23 protein-coding genes are annotated in these 22068 nt (G+C 48.4%); 6 read left to right on the top strand and 17 right to left on the bottom strand.

Annotated features, from left to right (window positions below):
* Positions 1-42 precede the first annotated feature (42 nt).
* Both fadJ and fadI read right to left on the bottom strand, forming a co-directional pair.
* Positions 43-2205 carry a fatty acid oxidation complex subunit alpha FadJ gene (gene fadJ, locus R3289_RS08275; RefSeq protein ID WP_318925056.1) on the bottom strand — a complete coding sequence of 721 codons (2163 nt, stop codon included), beginning with the start codon at positions 2203-2205 and terminating at the stop codon, positions 43-45.
* Complete coding sequence (gene fadI / locus R3289_RS08280; protein WP_318925057.1) at positions 2205-3515, bottom strand: acetyl-CoA C-acyltransferase FadI; 1311 nt, start codon at positions 3513-3515, stop codon at positions 2205-2207. Before fadI ends, fadJ begins: the two co-directional genes overlap by 1 nt.
* Before the next feature lie 593 nt (positions 3516-4108).
* On the opposite strand from fadI, the gene R3289_RS08285 reads away from it, so the two are divergent.
* From R3289_RS08285 to R3289_RS08300, 4 genes are all read left to right on the top strand, one after another.
* Positions 4109-4681 carry a sigma-70 family RNA polymerase sigma factor gene (locus tag R3289_RS08285; protein WP_318925058.1) on the top strand — a complete coding sequence of 191 codons (573 nt, stop codon included), beginning with the start codon at positions 4109-4111 and terminating at the stop codon, positions 4679-4681.
* The gene (locus tag R3289_RS08290; RefSeq protein ID WP_318925059.1) at positions 4668-5381 is read left to right on the top strand and encodes a DUF3379 domain-containing protein; all 714 of its coding nucleotides are present in this window, start codon (positions 4668-4670) and stop codon (positions 5379-5381) included. Before R3289_RS08285 ends, R3289_RS08290 begins: the two co-directional genes overlap by 14 nt.
* 295 nt (positions 5382-5676) lie before the next feature.
* The gene (locus R3289_RS08295; protein ID WP_318925060.1) at positions 5677-6954 is read left to right on the top strand and encodes an outer membrane protein transport protein; all 1278 of its coding nucleotides are present in this window, start codon (positions 5677-5679) and stop codon (positions 6952-6954) included.
* A gap of 359 nt (positions 6955-7313) precedes the next feature.
* Positions 7314-8579 (top strand): outer membrane protein transport protein, encoded by a 1266-nt coding sequence (locus R3289_RS08300; protein ID WP_318925061.1) that lies wholly within the window; start codon positions 7314-7316, stop codon positions 8577-8579.
* 94 nt (positions 8580-8673) lie between these two features.
* Here R3289_RS08300 and R3289_RS08305 read toward each other — a convergent pair whose 3' ends face one another.
* The 10 genes from R3289_RS08305 to ccmA all read right to left on the bottom strand — a co-directional run bounded on the left by R3289_RS08305 (position 8674) and on the right by ccmA (position 16611).
* Positions 8674-9486 (bottom strand): MlaA family lipoprotein, encoded by an 813-nt coding sequence (locus R3289_RS08305; protein WP_318925062.1) that lies wholly within the window; start codon positions 9484-9486, stop codon positions 8674-8676.
* Positions 9487-9560: 74 nt separating this feature from the next.
* Entirely contained in the window at positions 9561-10778 is a 1218-nt protein-coding gene (gene ccmI, locus R3289_RS08310) for a c-type cytochrome biogenesis protein CcmI (protein WP_318925249.1), read from the bottom strand.
* Complete coding sequence (locus tag R3289_RS08315) at positions 10778-11284, bottom strand: cytochrome c-type biogenesis protein (protein WP_318925063.1); 507 nt, start codon at positions 11282-11284, stop codon at positions 10778-10780. Before R3289_RS08315 ends, ccmI begins: the two co-directional genes overlap by 1 nt.
* On the bottom strand, positions 11281-11835 hold the full coding sequence (locus R3289_RS08320) for a DsbE family thiol:disulfide interchange protein (RefSeq protein WP_318925064.1): 555 nt from the start codon (positions 11833-11835) through the stop codon (positions 11281-11283). Before R3289_RS08320 ends, R3289_RS08315 begins: the two co-directional genes overlap by 4 nt.
* Positions 11835-13817 (bottom strand): heme lyase CcmF/NrfE family subunit, encoded by a 1983-nt coding sequence (locus tag R3289_RS08325; protein ID WP_318925065.1) that lies wholly within the window; start codon positions 13815-13817, stop codon positions 11835-11837. The genes R3289_RS08320 and R3289_RS08325 overlap by 1 nt, the downstream gene beginning before the upstream one ends.
* The gene (gene ccmE, locus R3289_RS08330) at positions 13814-14299 is read right to left on the bottom strand and encodes a cytochrome c maturation protein CcmE (protein ID WP_318925066.1); all 486 of its coding nucleotides are present in this window, start codon (positions 14297-14299) and stop codon (positions 13814-13816) included. The genes R3289_RS08325 and ccmE overlap by 4 nt, the downstream gene beginning before the upstream one ends.
* Entirely contained in the window at positions 14296-14502 is a 207-nt protein-coding gene (gene ccmD, locus R3289_RS08335; protein ID WP_318925067.1) for a heme exporter protein CcmD, read from the bottom strand. The genes ccmE and ccmD overlap by 4 nt, the downstream gene beginning before the upstream one ends.
* A gap of 7 nt (positions 14503-14509) precedes the next feature.
* Positions 14510-15241, bottom strand: coding sequence for a heme ABC transporter permease (locus tag R3289_RS08340; RefSeq protein WP_318925068.1), 732 nt, complete (start codon positions 15239-15241; stop codon positions 14510-14512).
* Between the two features lie 45 nt (positions 15242-15286).
* Positions 15287-15955, bottom strand: a complete 669-nt coding sequence (gene ccmB, locus R3289_RS08345; protein ID WP_318925069.1) for a heme exporter protein CcmB — start codon at positions 15953-15955, stop codon at positions 15287-15289.
* Between the two features lie 2 nt (positions 15956-15957).
* A complete protein-coding gene (gene ccmA, locus R3289_RS08350) occupies positions 15958-16611 on the bottom strand; it encodes a cytochrome c biogenesis heme-transporting ATPase CcmA (RefSeq protein WP_318925070.1) in 654 nt (217 codons plus the stop codon).
* 117 nt (positions 16612-16728) lie between these two features.
* Between ccmA and R3289_RS08355 the strand changes: the two genes are divergently transcribed.
* Together R3289_RS08355 and R3289_RS08360 are read left to right on the top strand one after the other, a co-directional pair.
* Complete coding sequence (locus R3289_RS08355) at positions 16729-17574, top strand: hypothetical protein (RefSeq protein WP_318925071.1); 846 nt, start codon at positions 16729-16731, stop codon at positions 17572-17574.
* Positions 17575-17591: 17 nt separating this feature from the next.
* Entirely contained in the window at positions 17592-17888 is a 297-nt protein-coding gene (locus R3289_RS08360) for an EscU/YscU/HrcU family type III secretion system export apparatus switch protein (RefSeq protein ID WP_318925072.1), read from the top strand.
* Between the two features lie 20 nt (positions 17889-17908).
* Here the strand turns inward: R3289_RS08360 and R3289_RS08365 are convergent, their stop codons facing one another.
* From R3289_RS08365 to R3289_RS08385, 5 genes are read right to left on the bottom strand one after another with little or no spacing between them, the layout of a single operon-like run.
* Positions 17909-18343, bottom strand: a complete 435-nt coding sequence (locus R3289_RS08365) for a DUF2802 domain-containing protein (RefSeq protein WP_318925073.1) — start codon at positions 18341-18343, stop codon at positions 17909-17911.
* Positions 18343-18828 carry a chemotaxis protein CheW gene (locus R3289_RS08370; protein ID WP_107281728.1) on the bottom strand — a complete coding sequence of 162 codons (486 nt, stop codon included), beginning with the start codon at positions 18826-18828 and terminating at the stop codon, positions 18343-18345. The genes R3289_RS08365 and R3289_RS08370 overlap by 1 nt, the downstream gene beginning before the upstream one ends.
* Positions 18829-18851: 23 nt before the next feature.
* Positions 18852-20120, bottom strand: a complete 1269-nt coding sequence (locus R3289_RS08375) for a chemotaxis protein CheW (RefSeq protein ID WP_318925074.1) — start codon at positions 20118-20120, stop codon at positions 18852-18854.
* Positions 20110-20889: a ParA family protein gene (locus R3289_RS08380; RefSeq protein ID WP_318925075.1), complete on the bottom strand. Its 780-nt coding sequence runs from the start codon at positions 20887-20889 to the stop codon at positions 20110-20112. The genes R3289_RS08375 and R3289_RS08380 overlap by 11 nt, the downstream gene beginning before the upstream one ends.
* 10 nt (positions 20890-20899) lie before the next feature.
* On the bottom strand, positions 20900-22060 hold the full coding sequence (locus R3289_RS08385) for a chemotaxis response regulator protein-glutamate methylesterase (RefSeq protein WP_318925076.1): 1161 nt from the start codon (positions 22058-22060) through the stop codon (positions 20900-20902).
* Positions 22061-22068: the final 8 nt, after the last annotated feature.

Genomic DNA, 22068 nt, shown 5'->3' on the forward strand with positions numbered 1-22068 from the left:
ATAAATTATGCCTGTTGCAAGCTTCGATCGTTGAAAAAAGCGTTAGCCGTAAAAAGAGAGTTCTTCGTTGGCCATTGCCACCAGCTTTTCACAAGGCGTAAAGCGCTCGCCATATTTATCAACGTGCTCTGTGAGCAGTTCAACTACCCGTTTAGCGCCGAGTTTATCCATATGGCGGAACGGACCACCAAGGAATGGCGGGAAGCCAATCCCGAAGATGGCCCCGATGTCACCGTCGCGAGGTGATTGGATGACCCCCTCATCAAGACAACGGGCCGCTTCATTAAGCATCATCAGCGTACAGCGCAGTGCAATATCTATCCCGGCAGCCTTTTGCTGCGGCTCCAGAGAAAGCAGCTTATACACGGTTTTATCGACTTCTTTCTTCTTGGCCTTGCTCTGCTTCGCATTGTAAAGATAGAAGCCTTTACCGCTCTTACGCCCTTTTCGGCCATCATTAAGCAATATGTCAAACACATCCGGCGCTTTAAAGCGTTCGCCAAGCTCAGCCAGCAGAATAGGACTGATCTTAGCACCAATATCCACCCCGACCTCATCTAACAAGGTGATAGGGCCGACCGGGAAGCCAAAGTCCAGCAACGCACTATCGATATGTTCAATCGGCTCGCCGCTCAATAAAACCGATGCCGCCTCATTCATATAAGGCGCCAGAATACGGTTAACGTAGAAACCCGCTTTATCGGCGACAACAATCGGGGTCTTGCCCTGTTTTTTCGCCAGCGCCACCACCGTTGCGATAGTTTCTGCCGATGTCGCAGCTCCCGTTTCAGTCCCCAGATGTGGGATCACCTCGACCAACGGCATTTTTTCTACCGGGCTAAAGTAATGTAAGCCGACCACATTTTCAGGACGCTCTGCCGCAGAGGCTATCTGGTGGATCGGCAGTGATGACGTATTGGTCGCAAAAATGGTGGTTGGCGAGGTTTCTTGCTCAACATCCCGCACCATTTGATGCTTCAGATCCAGATCTTCAAATACCGCTTCGATCACAATATCTACATTAGCAAAACCTTTAAAACTGGTTCCACCGGTAATTTTCATCATCTGGCTTTGCAGTTCAGCCTTGCTGATAATTCGACGTTTGCACTTTTTATCCAGTAACTTGAAGTTATAGGCCAGTGCATTCTGAATACCATCGTTGGCGATATCTTTGATCCGTACCGGGTAACCGGCCTTGGTTGCCGTGACGTGGCTTATCCCACCGCCCATCAAGCCACCGCCCAACACCCCGACCTTGCTGATTGCTGCCGGTCTGGCTGCTGAGCCTGTTTCTTTTTTCATCGCTGTCGTGGCAAAGAAAATACTCCGTAATGCCGCCGACTCCGGTGTCATTACCAGCTCGCCAAAACGCTTGGCTTCTTGTTGCAGCCCTTTTTTCACGCCATGCTGTAAGCCATATTTGATAACCGCCAGGATAGCGTCAGCGGCAGGATAATTGCCGCGGGTTTTTTCATGGGTCTTTTTCGCGGCCTGATCAAAAACAACAGAGCGGCCTAACGCATTGCCCCCCATCGCCCAGTCCTGAAACGAATGCTTACGCTTTGGCTTCTCGGCTAAAGCTTGCTTCTCCGCGACCTCAAGCAGAATGCTCTGCGGTACGACTTCATCAGCCACCCCAAGCTTCTTCGCCTTTTTTGCCCGAAGCTGCTTACCGGTCAGGATCATATCCAGCGCGTTAGCCACTCCAATCAGGCGAGGCAAACGCTGGGTTCCTCCTGAGCCGGGCAGCAAACCCAGCTGGACTTCAGGCAGGCCCAATCGGGTCTTGTCATCATCACTGCAGACGCGGCTATGACAGGCCAGTGCCAGCTCAAGCCCTCCCCCCAGACACGGACCATGAATTGCCGCAACCACATGGAACGGCAGCGATTCTAACTGCGCAAACAGCTCCTGCCCTTTCGCTGCGAGTTGCTGGGCCTCTTCAGCCGTCGTACAGGCATCAAGCATCCGAATATCGGCACCGGCGATAAAGTTATCCGGTTTGCCGGAATACACCACCATGCCTTTGATATCTTTCTTGGTGTTCAGCTCAGCCAGCACGTCAGAGACCTGGTCTGCAAACGCTGACTGCAAGGTGTTCATCTTCTCGTCAGGCACATCAATCTTGAGCCAGGCGACACCATTGTCACTGTATGACAATGAAAATGCAGAAGGTCGTTCATTTGAAGATTCATACTGTGTCATTATTCTGCCTCCAAGATCATTGCTGCGCCCAGTCCACCTGCGGCACAGGCCGTATTGAGTGCCAAACCGCCCCCCCGACGCTGCAACTCACGCAGGGTTTGGGTGATCATCCTTGCACCCGTTGCGGCAAACGGGTGACCGTAAGCCAGAGAGCCGCCAAGGACATTGAACTTATCCATATCAATCTCACCGATAGCCTGCCGGCGTCCTAATTTCTCTTCAGCAAATTTCTGCGAACCAAACATTTTCACATTGGCCAGCGTTTGAGCCGCAAACGCTTCGTGCATATCAATCAGGGTAAGATCTGCCAGCGTGATCCCGGCACGATCCAGCGCTATCGGAGTCGCATATGATGGCCCCATCAACATGTCTTTTTCCACGCCAATGGCAGAAAATGCATAAGAGCGGATATAGCCCAGCGGCGTCAATCCAAGTTCTTTGGCCCGGCCTTCACGCATCAATAAAATCGCGGCGGCGCCATCGGTCAATGGCGTACTGTTCGCGGCCGTTACCGAACCGAATTTGCGGTCAAAAGCCGGACGGAGTTTGGCATAGGATTCAAGCGTTGATTCTTCACGAATATTATTATCTTTATCAATCCACTGACGATACGGTTCAGGGAAAGCCGTCATCACTTCATCGCGTATCAGGCCATCGTTCCAGGCTTTTGCGGCCAGGGTATGAGAACGGTGTGCCAGTGCATCTTGCTCTTGACGGCTGATCCCATACGTTTTAGCCATCTGCTCGGCAGTTTGGCCCATGCTAATCCCCGTTGAATACTCAGCAACCGCCGGGGGCACCGGCATCAGATCTTTTACCTTCAAATGACTGAGTAGTTTTAAACGCTTCCCTATGGTGCGTGCTTTGCTTAACGCCAGCAAGGTAGCCGCTAACTGTTTAGATACGCCGATAGGCAACACAGAAGAAGAGTCTGCCCCGCCAGCAATACCAATATCGATGGTACCTGATAGGATGCTTTCCGCGATATTGGCTGCCGCTTGAAAACTGGTCGCACAGGCCCGGGAGACGCTGTAGGCATCCGTGCCGATATTCATGCCTGTACCCAGAACAATTTCACGTGCAATATTAGGGGCTTCAGGCATTTGTACCACTTGGCCAAATACAACCTGTTCAATTAATGCCGGGTCAAAATCAAGCTCTTGAAGCATTTCATTGACCACCATTTTCCCCATATCCAGAGCCGGCACACCATTGAAGGCGGTGGCTTGACGAGCAAACGGGGTACGTAATCCACTTACAATGGCGATGCGCTCACCTTGACGGGTGGTGAGATCCTGGAGACGTGTCATCGCTACTCCTTATTGTTAGGTTATAGGGCACAGAGATGTGCGCCAGAGGTCAGACCACAATAATTGTAATTGAGCTGTTATACATTTCAAATAAATGTTTCATTTTTGTGGAAAAGAACAGAAAAGAGCGAGCAGAGGCGAGAATGTTGCAAAAACGAAAGATTAGAAGCGCTATACTTTGCTTTAGATAAAAAAAAACCATACCTATGGGGTATGGTTGTAATTTACGCGGAAAGCTATTTACCAAAGAAATAAGCCATCTACGTAAAGATTGTAAGTCAATTAACATAAAGCCAATTGCAAATCAGGATAAACCTGATAGGAGAAAGTAAAGTCAGCCTTCAAAGGAAGTTGTCATCTTGCTCAACAGATAGTAATTTTTGAAAACAATGTCTGATCCTCAGAACTTGCTCTCTCTGACCACTACCAGATGACAGTCACTACTATAGCTTCCCGACCAAGACACAATTTGAACCAGATCAATTTTAGGGCTGATTATCTAATTATTCGCACCATCGCTGAAAAAACTAACGAAAAAATCGGTGCCGCGGTTACCATTTTATGGGTCAAACACCCTATTGACGGGCAAATTTATGATTAAGCAATTTTTTCGCAAGAAAAAGTCAGATGCCTCGGTCTCTGTTGATATGAATAAGCAAAGACGATATGAAGCCCTTGTCAGGGCATGGCATCGAGATTTATACCGCTACGCCTATTGGTTATGTCATGACCCTCATATCGCCGAGGATCTTGTACAGGAAACCTGTTTGCGCGCCTGGCGATCCCTTGATAGCTTGCAGGATGACAAGGCAGCAAAATCATGGCTGATCACTATATTACGCCGGGAGAATGCGCGTCGCTTCGAACGCAAGCAGCTGGACTTAGTCAATATTGACGACCATCCTATTGCCGATACCCACCATCAGGGAACGGAAAGGGATATTGAACAGCAACTGCTGCGCCGCCAAATCATGAAATTAGCCCCTGAGTACCGAGAACCTTTAGTGTTACAGGTCATGTCAGGCTTTAATGGCGATGAGATAGCGGAGATATTGGGGTTAAACCGCAATACTGTAATGACGCGCTTATTCCGCGCCAGAAATCAGCTAAAAGATCAAATCGAAAAACAGTCCGAGCGGAGGGGTCAACAAAATGGACGATCTTGAATTCCGTCGCCGTATCCTGTCTGATCCTAACGACAACAGCCCAGATATGGCAACGGCCAGAAATTCTTCAGTGAACAACCGAAAGTTAGCTGATGAATTAAAGCAATTAGATGTACAAATCGACAATATCCTTAAAGTGGATGTACCGGATGATCTTGCCGATCGCATTTTATTTCATCAATCGGGACAATCTCACGACAAACCGAATAAAGCCCGCTTCCACTTGGCTATTGCTGCGTCTGTCGCTTTTGTTTTTGGGATATTATTGGGTCAATTCAATCCCCAGAGACTGCTGCCGGCTGAAGTTACCGGGATGGGACAGATCGCCTTGCAACATATACATAATGAAGCCTCTTTTATTGAGGGGGTAAATGAATCGGTTAGCCTCAGACAAGTTAATGCCAAGTTGCAACCTTTTGGAACCAACCTGACCGACCTGCCAGGCCATGTGTACTATGTTAATCACTGTGGTTTCGGCGATCAGAGTGCGCTGCATATGGTTATGGAGACTGAAAAAGGCAAGGTGACAGTTTTTGTGGTGCCAGAAACAAGCACAACCACTTTACACTTTAACGACAGCCGAATGGAAGGGGTTGTCTTACCGCTTCAGCATACCAGCTTAATTGTGGTTGGCGAAAAAGGTCAGGACATCACGCCGATTGCCAACACGATAAAATCAGAGATGCGCTGGAAAATTTAACCGCTTGAAAGCCACAGCCAAAAGCCATTATCAGAGCTAATGATAATGGCTTTTTTATGCTATTGAAAGATATAGCTCTTCTTGTAATACCCCTGCTGGATACTTGAGATTTCATTACTCCGCCGTGTACTTTGAATTCTATACACTCGATCGCGAAACTGTTCATTTCACAATAACAATCAACGAAATAACAACTGGTCAGATTTGATAGATCAAGTTACAGACCTACAATCTTCCGCGATCTGTCAACATAGACAGGCACTTATGCACGAAAAAATTAGGAATAATAATAAATATGAATAAGAAGCGTCTGTTTACACAATCACTGATTGCTGCGGCAATTACTCTTGCAGCATCTCAGCAAGCCCTTGCTGCAGGTTTTCAGTTAAATGCACAATCGGCGACAGGTCTGGGCCGTGCTTTTGCAGGTGATGCCGTTATCGCTGATAACGCCTCTGCGATGTCGCGTAACGCGGCTGCAATGTCCCTTTTCGATGCACCAGCGATCTCGCTGGGTATCAATGCGATTGATACTGATATTAGCGTGAAGAATGCAAGCTACACCAATGCAATCTCACAACAGTCCGGTTCTATCAACGATCAGTCAGTCGGTGACATCTCCTATGCTCCTAACATCTATTACATCCACCCTATCAATGAAAAGTGGACGGTAGGTGCGGGGATCTACTCAAATTTCGGTACCAAGACTGAATTTAGCGATGACTATGCTGCAAATGAATACGGTGGCATGACTGACGTTAAAAGCGTTAACTTTGCGCTAAGTGCCTCTTACCGCATCGATCAGCAATGGAGCGTCGGTGGTGGCTTAGATGTTATCTACGGTGCAGGCAAACTAAAACGTTCTGACAAAGCTCTCGAAGCCGCTCTACCTGGTGACGGTCCCCTTCTAGATGTTGATGCTGATGGTGTTGCTTTCGGTTGGAATATCGGTACCGTTTATGAGCTTAATGAAGACAACCGCTTTGGCCTGTCTTATCGCTATAGCCCAGAATTGGAAGCTGAAGGTGATATGTACTATCAGCCAGGCGGCGGTGATATCAGCAACGAAAAACTACTGATGCCACTACCTGACATGGCTGAATTCTCAGGCTTCCACAAACTGAATGACACGTTTGCAGTACACTACAGCGTACAGTGGATTGGCTGGAGTGCATTTGACAAGCTGGAAACAACCGGTGGCAAAGAGTTGAATTCCTATGAGTGGAAGGACGGCTGGCACTATGCACTGGGTGGTACTTACTACCTGAACAACGACTGGACCCTGCGTGCCGGTTATATGTATGACACCAGTGCTCAAGATGAAAAAACATCAATTTCCGTGCCGGATTCAGATCGCCAATGGTTCTCAAGCGGCTTTACTTACCACCTAGATGCGAAGTCCAATATTGACTTTGGTATTACTTATCTCGTAGGTAAAGATATTAACGCAAGTGAAAGTACAATGGTTCCAAATCAGGGTCAAGGTCCTGCCTTCATTGAAGCAAGTAGCGTAACTGCAACAACCCGCGCTAACGCCTGGTTATACGGTATTCAGTACAGCCGTTCGTTCTAATTTCAGCGAACAATTGCTAGCGATGTAATTAAGGGAGCCTCTGGCTCCCTTTTTGTTGATTGACGCTTTAATCGCTTTTATTCACTTGATACCCAAAGCATTTCATTTTAGGCAAAACCTCATTATCACCTTTTTTCAGTGAACACATGATCGCTGAAACCCTCCAATTCAGACACAACTGTACGCTGAAAACAGATCTGACCAGAATAATCAGAACAAAAATTACCACTTATTAAACCTATAAGAAGAAAACAATCAGCATAAAACACTAAAACAGAATTAAAATCCAAGAAAAACTTAAAGAAATTGCTCTAAAGCGTATGATCCACCTATTAGTATTTCAGCGAACAGACATAACCATGAATAAAAATAAAATCACATTAGCCTTAGCGTTAGCGTTAACACTTGGGATGAGCGCTAATGCCACTGCAGCAGGTTTCCAGCTGGCAGAATATTCAGCAACTGGTCTGGGCCGTGCTTTCGCAGGTGAAGCGGCAATGGCCGACAATGCTGGCGTACAATTCCGCAACCCGGCGATGATGACCTATTTGGAAGGAACACAACTGTCTATCGGTGCTATTTACGTTGACCCGAACATTGATGTTGAAGGTAAAGTAAATGGTGTTAAATCTACCGAAGCAACAGATATTGCCGGTTCTGCCGTGATCCCTAATTTCTACCTATCGCACCAGCTAAACAACCAGTGGGTCGTCGGCCTGGCACTCGCGACTAACTACGGTATGGAAACCAAGCTCGACGGCGACTACCAGGCGACTCAGTTTGGTAACCAGGCGATGGTAAAATCGGTGGAAATCAATCCCAATGTGGCGTACAAAATCAATGACCAATTCAGCATCGGTGGTGGCGTTCGCTATGTGATCGGCGAAGGGCATTTTGGTGCTGCAGGTTCGTCCCTAACAGAACAGGCAGGCTTAATACCGGCAGGAACTGACATTAAATACATGGAAGGAGATGATACCTCATGGGGCTGGCAGCTGGGTACTGCCTGGCAGATCAATGAGTATAACCGCATTGGGGTAAACTACCGTTCAGCTGTTGATCTGACCTTAGACGGTGAGGCTTCAGGTCTCCTTTACGGCAACAAAACCCTGCCTGGGAGTATGGATCTGACATTACCGGCAACCGCTGAAATCTCCAGCTTTCACCAGCTGACTGATAAAGTCGCTGTACACGCCAGCTTTAACTGGACCGACTGGAGCAGCTTCGAAAAACTGGAAGCTAATATTCCCGCATTTTCTTCTAAGCCAGATTTGATTAAAGAAGAAAATTGGGAAGATAACTACCGCCTTGCCGTTGGTACAACTTACCAGTACACCGATACGCTGGCTCTGCGTAGCGGTGTTGCCTACGATACGTCGGCCGTCAGTGAGAAACACCGTACTCAGACGATTCCTGAGACCGATCGCCTATGGCTGAGCCTAGGGGCGGGCTATACATGGTCTGAAAACCTGACTCTGGATGCGGGCTTGGCCTATATTTTTGCCAAAGATGCTGCGATGAATGAACAATTAAAAGATGCCAATGGTAATGTTCTTTCAACATTCGAAGGTGAAACCACCGGCGACATCTGGCTGGTCGGCGTTCAGGCCAGCTACCGGTTCTAAAATAGTCGCGAGGGATGAGAAACGAGTTTCTCGATTCTCATCCCTCGATAATTAAAAAGAGAGCCGCTTATAACAGCGACTCTAGTTTTAATTTTTAATAATTATCAACTTCATCTAAGAAGTCATCAAGATACTCTTCATTGACAGGCTTTTGTTCAGAGACTTCGCCATCACTGGCTTTGAAGTTTTTATGCTGAATATAAGCATCACGAGTGAACACATACGGATCAGGCGAGTCTCTCAATATAGATTCCTGAGATACCAATGCTGCACGATCTTCCATCCCTTCAATCGCCCACTTACCTAAGCTTTGCCAGAATGTGAGTAAGTTCAGTGGAAAATAAAGGCCATCAGCTGTATCACCGACCCCTTCACGTAAGGTGACCGGCCCGTAGAAAGGCACCATGAAATAAGGGCCGTTACCGACACCATAATAACCAAGGGAATCACCGAAAGCGCGACTGCGAGGTGCCGTAATATCAGCTGCTGTCGCAATATCGATAACACCCGCAAGACCAAACACCGTATTAATCCAGAAGCGGTTAAAGTGGGTAACAGCATCCCTCGGATTTTGCATGATAATACTGTTCACCATACTGGCGGGTTCATCTAAGTTCGCAAAAAAATTAGAAAGCCCGGTACGCAGAGGACCAGGCGCATAATCCACATAAGCCAGTGAAACAGGTCGCGCGATGTACGGGTCGAGATAGTTATAGTTCAGATCCCACATTGCGCGGTTAAAGCCTTCTAACGGGTCATAGACATCGCCATATGAGCCAGACTCCTCCAGCTCGATATAATCCGCTACGTTTGTAGTATCCGTTTCTGCTTTCGGATCCTCAGGAGACCCAGCACAGCCAGCCAGGGTGATCAGCAGAAAAACAGAAAAAATAATACTCTTATTCAAGGGGTTATTCACATCCAATAAAAAAGCAGACGGGACATGATATCCAGCCTGCTTCATTTGTGCCAGTGTTGTGATTAATATTGTTTATTGATTGTCACAATTGTTGAACCGCCTAATTGTGTTTCACCGCTCTGGCCGTACCAATCACCTTGCTTGGTCATGACATTGCCATCGGCATCAATCCGAGCTTTCACTATCATCGATGGCAATGACGATAACTTACGCTCAGGGATCATGCTGTCGTTGTCGTCTAACGTCACGGTCAACGGAAACTGGCTAGACAACGAAAGCCGGCGGGCTGCCACAGGCATTGGAGATCCGTCGGCGGGGTGCACCGAAATAATCACTAGCCCCTGCGCTGGTAATGAAACGCTCGGATCCAAATTTACTTTCACCGTTACGCTGGTTGCAGTATTGACCGCGTTACCTAAGCGCGATTGAGCACGCTCAATACTGCGGTTTAACATATTGGCACGCGGATCATCTTCACCAATCAGATTTTTCATCATGGTCCAGTACGAAACCGCCTGCTGATAGTTTCCGGCTTCAAACGCATCAAATGCCAGCAAAGACAGCGCACGGATATTGCTGTGATCGCGCTTAATCACTGAACGTAATAACTGACGGGCATAATCACTTTGTCCCGGATCGCCGATCAACATCAGCGTCTGGGCATAGCCTAGCTGAATCTCCAGATCGTCAGGTGCAAGAGCATAAGCCCGCTTCATCGCGCCCTGCGACGTTTCAGCATCACGGTTAGCCATACCGATACGTCCCAGCAATAACCACCCCATAGCATCATCCGGGTTGTTATGCAGCCGGGTACGCAGTGCCAGAGTCAGATCCACCATTTCCTCATCGGTTAGTGGTACTGTGCCCTGTTCATCCATCAACCGTTTTGACAGTTCTGGCAAGCGTGAAGCCGTCTGCTGCCAGCTTTCCACCTTATTGATATTGCCAACAGCGAAATACATGCCATAGCAGATACCGACCAGCAGAATTAATCCCGGAAAGAGCATTAACGGGCTCACCGCTACAGCTTGCTGCTTCGAGCTGGCAGGAACATCATCCAATAGTGACTGTTGCAGCTCCACAACCAACTCTTGCGGGTTATCGACCAAGCCTTCGCTGTCTTCTTCGTTCAATTCGTTAATGCGATCTTTAAAGAATGCTTTATTCAGCTCATCACGGCTTGCAACGTCATCCTGCTCTTTCCCAACGTACATAGGGGCAACAAAAATGACAGCGGCTATCAGAACCAAAATGACCGTTAGTATCCAAAACAGCGTCATCATTTCACCTTACCGTTTTTATTCGGATTTTGTTGTTCTATCTCTTCTAATAGCGCTTGTAAACGCTGCTCTTCTTCAGCTTCCAAGCTAACCTTGCCTTTCGCGTCATCCGTTTTACGTGAACGCATAACCAAGATGGTAAATCCGATGATAATGAACAGAACTGGGCCAAGCCACAGGATCAGCGTCGATGCCATGAATGGTGGATCATAGGTTACAAAGTTGCCGTAACGCGCAACCATGTAGTCAATCACATCTTGCTGACTCTTACCTTCGCTCAACAACTCGAAAGTTTTCTGACGCATATCTTGTGCCAGGGTGGCATTGGAGTCGGCGATGGTATTGTTCTGACACTTTGGACAGCGCAATGTCGCCGTCAGCTCCTGAAAAGCCTGTTCCTGTTCAACATTCTTAAACTCATAAACATCAATCGCCGCTGATGCCGGCATCGCTGCCGCAACGATAAACCCCACACCGGCAAGCAGGGCAAATAAACGTTTCATCATCCTTTCGCCTCCTCTTGCAGCGCTTTATACATAGGCGCTAATGTGCCTGACCAGTTACGCTCATTCACATCACCGACATGGCGATAACGAACAATACCTTTAGCATCAATCAGAAATGTTTCTGGCGCACCATAAACCCCCAGATCCATGCCCAGCATACCGTTACCATCAAACAGGCTATGGATATATGGGTTACCCAGTTCATTTAACCAGTTGACAGCTTTCAGGCGTTCATCTTTATAGTTAAGACCAATGATTTTTACCCCTTTGCCCGCTAACTCATTAAGGTAAGTATGCTCTGCATAACAAGTCGGGCACCAGGTCGCCCAAACGTTCAGCAGCAAAGGCTCGCCAATAAAGATATCCTGCTGATAGACCTTGCCCGCTTCAACCAGATCTTCAAGCTTAAATTCCGGAACCGGTTTGCCGACCAACACCGACTCCAGCTTGGTGGGATCATCGCCGTCGGCATTGCGGGTCAACTGGATCATAAAGACAACCGCAAGCCCAAGAAACAGGACTAGCGGTATAAATAACAACTTCTTATTCATCAGTTCACCTCTGCCTTTTCAGCTGCTGTCACTGTGCCCGCTTTCGTTTTTTTCCGGAAGCGGTAACGTTTATCACTGATCGCGAATGCACCACCTAATGCCATTAACGCAGAACCGAACCAAATCCAGTTAACAAATGGTTTGTAGTATATACGCACGGCCCAGGCGCCATCACCTAGCTTCTCACCCAATGCGACATACAGATCACGGGTTACACCGCTATCGATAGCCGCTTCTGTCATCATCGAGCCTGCCGTGCTGTAAAACCGTTTTTCCGCATGCAGGGTGGTCACGGACTTGCCGTTTTGAGTGATGTTGAAATCGGCAATATAGCCATCATAGTTAGCGCCATCGGCATTGCGCAGACCGTCAAACGTAAAGTCATAACCCTGCACCTGGACTGTCTCCCCCGGTGCCAGGCGCACATCACGCTCAAGATCGTAGTTGGACACCAGCGTAATACCGATAACAGATACCGCCATACCGATATGACCCAGCATCATTGCCCAGTGACTACGGCCAAGTTTACCCAACCCAGTAATGAAACTGTGGCGGTGAGTCGCACGCTGGTAAAGCTCAAAACCGTGCATCACGATGATCCAGGTTGCCATCACCAGACCAAGAACCGCCATTGGCTCAAGCGTATCGGAAAACACCAGCAGAGAAATAAATGCAAACGGCAGGGTTACCACGGCGGATATCAGCATTTGCTTGCTGACATTAGAGACCTGATCACGCTTCCAACGCACCAGTGGACCAATACCCAGAATAAAAGCAAACGGGATCATCAGCCAGGTAAACAGCATATTAAAGAATGGAACACCAATCGAGACTGAACCCAGGCCGATCTGTTTATGGATCAGCGGCAATAGCGTACCAATCAGTACAACCAATAACCCTGCGACTAATAACAGGTTATTCGCCAGCAACAGGTTCTCTCGCGAGAACAGGGTGTAGCTGCCACGCGAACGGATTTGACCGCCTCGCAAAGCGTATAACAGCAACGAGCCGCCAATCACCACGATCAAAAAGCCGAGAATAAACATACCGCGAGCAGGATCAGATGCGAAGGCGTGAACCGAGACTAAAACACCGGAACGCACCAGGAAAGTACCCAGCAGGCTTAAAGAAAAAGCAGAAATCGCCAGTAGTACCGTCCACGCTTTAAAGGTACCGCGCTTCTCCGTCACCGCTAACGAGTGCATCAGAGCTGTACCCGCCAGCCAAGGCATGAAAGAGGCGTTTTCGACGGGATCCCAAAACCACCAACCGCCCCAGCCGAGTTCGTAGTATGCCCACCATGAGCCCAGCGCAATACCCAGCGTCAGGAATGACCAGGCTGCAATTGTCCACGGGCGAGACCAGCGAGCCCATGCCGTATCAAGACGCCCCGTCATCAGTGAGGCAATCGCAAAGGCAAAGGCTACCGAGAAACCCACATAGCCCATATACAGCATAGGCGGGTGGATAATCAGACCCGGGTCTTGCAACAACGGGTTAAGATCACGCCCATCAATAGGAAAATAAGGCAAAGTACGCAGGAACGGGTTGGAGGTTACAATAATAAACAGCAGGAAGCCGACCGATATCATGCCCATTACCGCCAATACACGGGACACCGATTCTAGTGGCATATCACGGCTAAACTTCGCAACAGCCGCTGCCCATCCAGCCTGGATTAACACCCACAACAGCAACGAGCCCTCATGCGCTCCCCAGACCGCGGTGATACGGTAATACCATGGCAGTAAACTGTTGGAGTTACTGGCAACGTAACTCACGGTAAAGTCATTGGTATAGAATGCCCAGCACAATGCAATAAAAGAGAGCGTCAACATGCCAAACACGCCGTATGACAACGGCCGAGCCATACGCATCAATGACTGGTTGCCGACAGAGGCACCGTACAGCGGATAGATACTGGCTAAAACCGAGAGGCCAAGCGCAGCAATGAGGGCAAAGTGCCCTAATTCAGCAATCATTGAACACTACCTTGTTTTTGTACATCCGTGTATTCAAGAGGCGCATGCGTTTTCTCCATCGCTGCCGCGACTTCAGGAGGCATATACTCTTCATCGTGTTTGGCTAATACTTCATGCGCTTCAATCGTTGTCGGGTTAAGCAGTACACCTTGTGCCACGATGCCCTGTCCTTCACGGAACAGATCGGGGAGAATACCATTATATGTAACCGTCACTGCCGGACCGACATCGGCCACGTCGAAACTCACTACCAATGACTGGGGATCACGCTTAACCGATCCCGTTACCACCATGCCGCCGATACGCAAACGCTGGCCAACATGAGGCTTGGTTCCGTCAGGCTTGCCTTGTACCAGTTCGGTTGGGGTGTAAAACAAGTCCATATTCTGATTCAACGCATACAGCATCAAACCTACGGTTGAGCCGAGGCCAAAAACCAGCGCCAGTACTAAGGTCAGGCGCTTTTTACGTCTCGGGTTCATAATGTATTCTCCAGTTTTTTCGCGGCTTCAATACGTTGTTCACGAGCCATTTTATTTTTAATATCAGCCAGTAAGCGGCGCTTTTTACTTAAGCTCGTCAATAAAATCCAGACCATTGCGGCAAAAGAAATCCCGTATGCACTCCATACATAAGGTGCATACCCTCCCATCGCAAAAAAGTCACTCAATGATTCAAAATGCATTCTGGCCTCACTTCACTAAGTTACGTACCCAAGGTCGATGACTTTCACGGGCTATGATTTCATTACGCAGGCGCACTAGCGTCAGTGCACCAAAGAAACAGGCAAAACCAATGGCATTAATAAGCAGTGGCCAGAGCATGCTGACATCCATTGATGGTTTATCAAATTTAGTGATCGTGGCCCCTTGGTGCAGGGTATTCCACCACTCGACGGAAAAATGAATAATAGGCAGGTTAATCACCCCGACAATCGCCAGAATACCCGCCGCTTTGGCCGCCGTTTTCTGGTCGTCAAATGCGCTATGAAGAGCAATGACGCCCAGATAAAGGAACAGCAAAATCAATTCAGAAGTCAGCCGAGCATCCCAAACCCACCAGGCACCCCACATAGGTTTGCCCCAGATAGCACCAGTTAATAGCGCTATCACCGTAAAGACCGCTCCGATTGGGGCCATTGCTGCCGCCGCCAGATCTGACATTCTGATTTGCCAGACTAAGCCGATAAATGCCGCTATAGCCATTGACATATAAGCGCCCATTGACCAGATTGCCGCAGGTACGTGCAAATAGATGATTCGGAAACTATCTCCTTGCTGGTAATCAGTTGGTGCAAACATCAAGCCCCATACGGTACCGACAATAATCGATACCAAGGCAATGACAGAAAACCACGGTAACAGCTTGCCGCATAAACGGTAACAGTTTTCGGCTTTAGCATAGGGATGTAACCACTTCCACATAACTCTACTCTACTCAGTTTGAAAGTATTTAATAATAATAGGTTATCAATTAACGCTTATGCGCAACGACGCCGCTACGGCAAACGGGGCTAATGTCGCAGAACCTACCAACATAGCCCCCATCAAGGCCAGCTGTCCGTTATACGGCATACCCAGACTGGCGGCATCAATCGCTGATGTGGCGAATATAAGCACGGGAATATACAACGGCAATATGAGCAAGCTCAATAAAACCCCGCCTTTTCGTAATCCAACGGTTAACGCAACTCCTATCGCCCCCAGAAAACTTAACGTCGGAGTACCGATAAGCAACGTCAATACCACGGCTTTCCATGTTGCCCAGTCTAACGATAATAAAATCGCCAGTAACGGACTAATCACCAACAGCGGGACGCCGGTCAGCAACCAGTGGGCAATCATTTTGGCCAGCGCCAGAATCGAAAGTGGCGTTGGCATCAATAGCATCTGCTCTAAAGAGCCGTCGACATAATCGTCCCGGAACAGGCGTTCCAGCGATAAGAGTGCCGCTAATAATGCAGCAACCCAAACAATCCCCGGCGCAATACGCGCCAGTAAGCCTGGTTCGGGACCAATCCCTAACGGAAACAGGGTGATCACTATAATAAAAAACCACAGCGGGTTAAATACATCGGCCTGACGGCGAAAAGCGATCAGTAATTCGCGGCGAATGACTTGTGAAATGGCATTCAACATCCTTAGTACAGCCCCAACCTAATTTTGCGTAAATGGTTACTGTCTGCAAACATATCCTGATGGGTGGTTAGAATCACTATTCCGCCTCTCGCCACGTGTGATAAAAATAGGCTTTCAAGTACTTTCACCCCTTGCTTATCAATAGCCGTCAGGGGCTCGTCAAGGATCCAGAACTTATGATTGCTGACCCACAATCGCGCCAAGGCGACTCGTCGTTGCTGGCCAGCAGATAACTGCCCCGCCGTCACATCTTCCCGTCCGGCCAAGCCGACCTGGGCCAGCGCTTGCCATAAGCAGTTATCACCTGAAACTTGCGGCTGGCCAGTCAGACCCTGATCGGTCTTATCAGTGTGCATCGCCTGAAAAAAAGCCAGGTTCTCATAAGCCGTCAGCTCGCGTTTGACTCCGGTCTGGTGACCAAGAAATAATAAATCCTGGTGGTAATCTTCTCGCGCCGATTCGATATTCTCGTTATTCCAACAGACCTGACCACTATCCGCACGGCCCAAACCGGCAATAATTCTCAGCAAAGTCGTTTTACCGGCACCATTATGGCCTTCAATCTGAACCAGTTCTCCGCTCGATACGGTAAAATTCAAATTGTCGAACAATACCCGCTCATCACGAACACAGCTTAATTTATCCACTGACAGCATATGTAATGATGCATCCTAAGTGACACAATTGAGAACTCATATTACCACAATCACTTGCAATTTGGTTAGACTCCGGGTTGTATAGATTGGTGACGAAAATAAGTAAATGTGAAGTAAATGCGTATCTATAACCCCGCAGTAAACGCCCCTCTGAAAAATACCCGAGCAGAAGGGCAACAAAAGACAGAGAAAATGCCGTTAAAAGCTGGCGTTTCGGGTAATTTTCAATCAGTTAAAGCCTTATCGGGAACGAACAACCAGACCACACAGTTAACCCAGCTGTTATTCCGGCTTGATGCGCTGCAACGCTTATTTACAATATTGTCACTGGCTGCGTCATTACCGGGACGCTCACCCTCCCCCATCACCGCGTTTTTGCCGCAATTATTACTCCCGCAACATCAGGGACTGCTGGTTACCTGGCTTAAACACGGCGCTGGAAATAAAGTGCTGGGTGAAATGATCTCGCAACTTGCCAACCCGCAAAGTACATTAAGCCAATGGCTTCACGCACTTCCTGAAAACCATCAAAATGATGTCAAAGCACTATTGCGACTCGCTGCAGAGCAACGAGTCGCTGAATTGCCCCAACAGTTAGATGATACCGCGATTCAGCTCCACTTCCCGCAACCAAGCGGGCGAGAGATTCAGCTTAAAATTCGCCAGCAACAGGCAAGATCGAATAGCAAGAAGAAAGGCCAGCCCAGAAAATGGACGGTAGAATTAACGTTGCCTGTCGGCCCGTCTGACGCATTCAAAGCAACGGCAATATGGTGCGACGATCAGCTGAGTCTGGCCTTTGAAAGTGAAAATGCCGCAATGATAGGTCGAGTAGAACACCTTTCTCCCCTTCTGCTAGAGCGATTAGGGGCGATGGAAATCACAACCAACACGGTTCACTTTCGAGCGGGAAAATCCGCCAGCGTGCCTTCTTCAACCGAAGGCTTATTGATAAAGGTCTAATAGAGTTCAACGCGTATATGAAAAGCAGTAAAAAGGCGATAGCCCTAACCTACGATGGACAGCAAGCTCCGCATGTCAGTGCCAAAGGGTTTGAACACCAGGCTGAACACATTATTGCGCAAGTAAAACAGCAAGGCGGGCTGGTTCATAAAGACGAGGTGCTCGCCCAGTACTTAAGTCAGTTTGAACTCGGGGATGAGATCCCTGAAACCTTATATCAGGTCATTGCCGAATTGATTGCATTTTCCTGGTACCTAAACGGCAAAACCCCTCCGGGATGGGAGGGGCTTAAATGTATCAACCAGAAAGTCTAATCTCGGCAGATTGGCAAAAACTAACGGCGCCTTTGCGTCGTCATTTGTTGCTGAAGCCTTAACAATAGTTCTGCTTCGGCTTGCGGCAAGTCGCATTCTTCCATTAACTCGTTAACGTCAGCACCTAATTCAACCATCTTACTGGCGCGGCTATAGAGTTTTCCATCCGGATCCTGCATTGCCATTTCACCTTGACGATCAGCGACATCTTCAAGATGAAGGGCCATATCAGCCATTTTCTGACTCATCGCCATTGTGCCTGCACGTAACTCATTAAACTGCTTTAACAAACTTTCGTGTTGCTGACGGGAATTTTTCGATACCAGCTCAATCGCCTCGAATTTAGTCTCGAGTACCCGTCGAGCTTTTTGCTCCCGTCGAACCAAAGCAAAAGCGGCCACGATGACTAGCACCGCAATCACAACAGGCGACCACTGTATGACCAGGTTAAGCATTATAGGTACGCCATGTCATCCCATTCTTCATCTGACAATAGCTTGTTCAAATCAACCAGGATCAATAGCTCACCATCTCGGTTGCTGACACCTTGAATGAACTTAGCACTTTCTTCGGTACCCACACTCGGCGTACTATCGATTTCAGAACCTCGCAAATAAACGACTTCAGCAACACTATCAACAAGAATACCAATCACTTGCTTTTCTGCTTCGATGATCACAATACGTGTATTGTCAGTAATTTCACCTTGCATCAAACCAAAACGCGAACGGGTATCGATAACCGTGACCACATTGCCACGAAGGTTGATAATACCCACGACGTAATCCGGCGCGCCTGGTACAGGTGCAATTTCTGAATAACGTAATACTTCACGAACCTGCATTACGTTAATACCATAGGTTTCATCTTCCAACTGGAAGGTAACCCACTGTAGTACTTCATCTTCTTTCTGAATCTCGGCGACACTAACCTGCGACATGTTTTTTCCTCTTTGACCCATCGTCACATAATACCCTTAACATCTAAACCCTCATTCAGCATTGAGATAAGAGCATTAACATGAATTAGAGCACACATTTTTTCTTTAACCATTCCAGCAAGCCAAGGGCGCTTTCCTGCCTTTTCCCGCCAGCGGACACTTTGCTCTGTCAGGGTTTCAGTGCCGTGGAGCTTATCACAAGCCAGCCCCCACTTACTCTCACCTAACATCACGATATAACGATAATTTTCCTGGTATTCATCCGTACCTAGTTTTTCTGGCATCACCCAGCAAGCCGTATCCACCACATCGAACTGTTTTTCTCGATTGGTCAGCAGCCCTAAATACCAAGCGGGACGGCCAAGCAAATGATTCAATTCACCCATTTGGTGAATACCGCCCAGCTCATTCAACGCCACGGCAAACGTGACGCCATTAACCTCGAAAAACAATGCTTGAAATGCCTGCTCAGAGCCAAGCTTACGCCATTGCTCAGGCGGCTCATCTCCACCTTCTTTTACCTGACGTAACGTTGACACGCCAGGTTCAAAATCAATCTGTGACTCTTCCGGTACAACAGGCTCAATGTCCGGTTCTGTTATTGCAGGCTGAAGCGCCACACTGTCGGTCTCAGCAACAGCCAGAAACTCCGCTTCCGTCTGTGTGGCAATCAGCCCATCACTTTCCAGCTGGATCTCTTGTTGCATCCGGCTCATCTGACTCAGCAGCCGTTGAACGCCTTGTAATTCCGAACGTTCATTATCGAATACTGCGGTTGCCGGTGAACGATCGCTCGACTTCGGTTGCAACTTGGCAACTGGCTCTGCCTGGAGCACCCATCCCGATGCCTGGCTTCCTCTTGTCGGCCCAGCCCCTTCAGAAACGATTGCACCAAAACCAACGCCAGCCTCTGATAACGCATCCGCCGAACCTGATCGCGCTTCTAATCCATCAGATAAGTTTGCTATCTCGCCAGATAACTGGTCAAAATCAAACGGCGTCGCGGTTGGCCCACAGCCATTATCAGCCTCAGCACTCTGCAGATCTTGGCTATCCTGCTGTTCCGCAGGGTGATGGCCTTTGGCGAGCGCCGAATCTTCGCTGAGATTGCCGCAATGATCGCAATCTTGCTCGATAGCAGGGGCAGAAGAAAGTACACCTGCACTTTCTTCAATGACAGCTGTCTTTTGTTCTGCCGCTGCTCCCTCGTCAAACAATGACGGTTCAGCCAGCAAATCAAAAAAATAATCGTCCAGCGCTTGTTCGCTGGATAACCGATTTTTATCGTTCATCTTGTTCTAATCGCTCAAGATAATTTAATAAGGTTTTATAAGCAAAAACACCGCGGCAATTACGAGCAAACAAGGATGGCGGCATATGTTTGATGCTGGCATCACGGAACTTGGTATCAATAGGCACAGCCGAGGCCCACACCTGGTCGGGAAACCTGACTTTAAGCTCCTGCAATGTCTGCAATGATGCCCGGGTTCGCTTGTCGTACATCGTTGGCACAATACAGACCTTAAAGCCTGCAGGTTTGGATTTCTGCATGATCTGCAATGTGCGCATCATCCGTTCCAGCCCTTTCATGGCCAGAAATTCAGTTTGTACCGGGATCAGAATCCGATCACTCGCGGCCAAGGCATTCACCATCATGACCCCCAGAATCGGCGGGCAATCGATCAACACATAGTCATAGTCATCAACCAGAGTCTGCATTGCCCTTTTCAGCACCAACCCCATACCACCCCGATTTCCCATTACCCTGTCGAGTGTTGCCAGCGACATATGGGCAGGAATAATATCGATCCCTTTAAACGCTGTGCTCAATATTAATGGCTGTACGGCGGAACGAGATATTGCAGGTAGCTGGAACAGGTCAAATAAACTGGCTGGTACATGATCAGCATCAAAATTCAAATATGTGGTCAGCGAAGCATGGGGATCAGTATCAACTAACAATACCCGCTTATTTCGCTCGCTTAACAAGCCAGCTAAGGCCACCGTCGTTGTCGTTTTACCAACGCCGCCTTTTTGGTTAGCAATACTCCAGACTATCAATGCCCGCTCCTTATCCCAGTCCAACCTCAACCAGAATACGCTCTGCAATACGTTCCAGCGGCAAATCTTCGCTAGAAATCCCCGCTTTAGCAACTGCTTGCGGCATTCCATAGACCACACAACTCTCTTCATCTTGAGCCCAAATGGTCGAGCCATTTGTTTTCAGCATCCGAGCACCTTCCCGGCCATCAGCCCCCATGCCCGTCAATACCATAGACAAGACTTTGTCGTGGTAGACTTTGGCAGCAGAACCAAAGGTGACATCAACACATGGTTTATAATTCATGCGCTCACCACCATCAAGAATGCGAATACGTGCTGCTCCCGGACGTCCTTCCACCATCATTTGCTTACCGCCTGGTGCCAGATAGGCAACTCCGGCTTGTAAGGCATCGCCATCCTCTGCTTCTTTGACTCCGATCTTACAAAGGTTATTCAATCGCGCAGCGAATGCCGCGGTAAACGTCGCTGGCATATGTTGGATCAATACAATTGGATACGGGAAATTGGCGGGAAGCCGGGTCAATACTTTCTGCAGTGCAACAGGTCCTCCGGTCGACGTCCCGATAGCCATTAACTGGTATTTTTTCCCCGAGGCTTTAAAACGAGCCAGCGGCTTAGCCGTTGCCGGACGCGCTAGCGGACGCGTTGCCGCCGCGGGTTTCAATGACGTCTGAGCAACTGCCGCACGTCCAGTCGAAAGAGGCTTCGTCAGCTCACGAGCGGTATTGGTCGCAGGCGCTGCCGTACGAACAGCACGACGCATAAATAAACGCTTACGGGCTAATTCGGCCACGCGCTTTTGTAATAAACCGATCGCTTCGTCGCGATTGCGCGCGATGTCTTCAAATTTTTTCGGCAGAAAATCCAATGCACCTGCATCCAGTGCATCTAACGTTGATTTTGCGCCTTCGTGAGTCAGTGATGAGAACATCAAAATCGGCGTTGGCGCAATTTTCATGATTTCACGGACCGCCGTAATGCCATCCATTACAGGCATTTCAATGTCCATGGTAATCACATCAGGCTGCAACTTCTGAGTTAACTCAACAGCTTCTTTACCGTTAACGGCATTACCAATCACTTCAAGACGAGGATCCGCATTAATGATTTCACTTACTCGGCGACGAAAAAAACTCGAATCATCTACCACCAATACTTTTACTGCCATTTAGTATT

The sequence above is a fragment of the Photobacterium sp. genome (assembly GCF_033720175.1).
In the GTDB taxonomy this organism is placed as follows: Bacteria; Pseudomonadota; Gammaproteobacteria; order Enterobacterales; family Vibrionaceae; genus Photobacterium.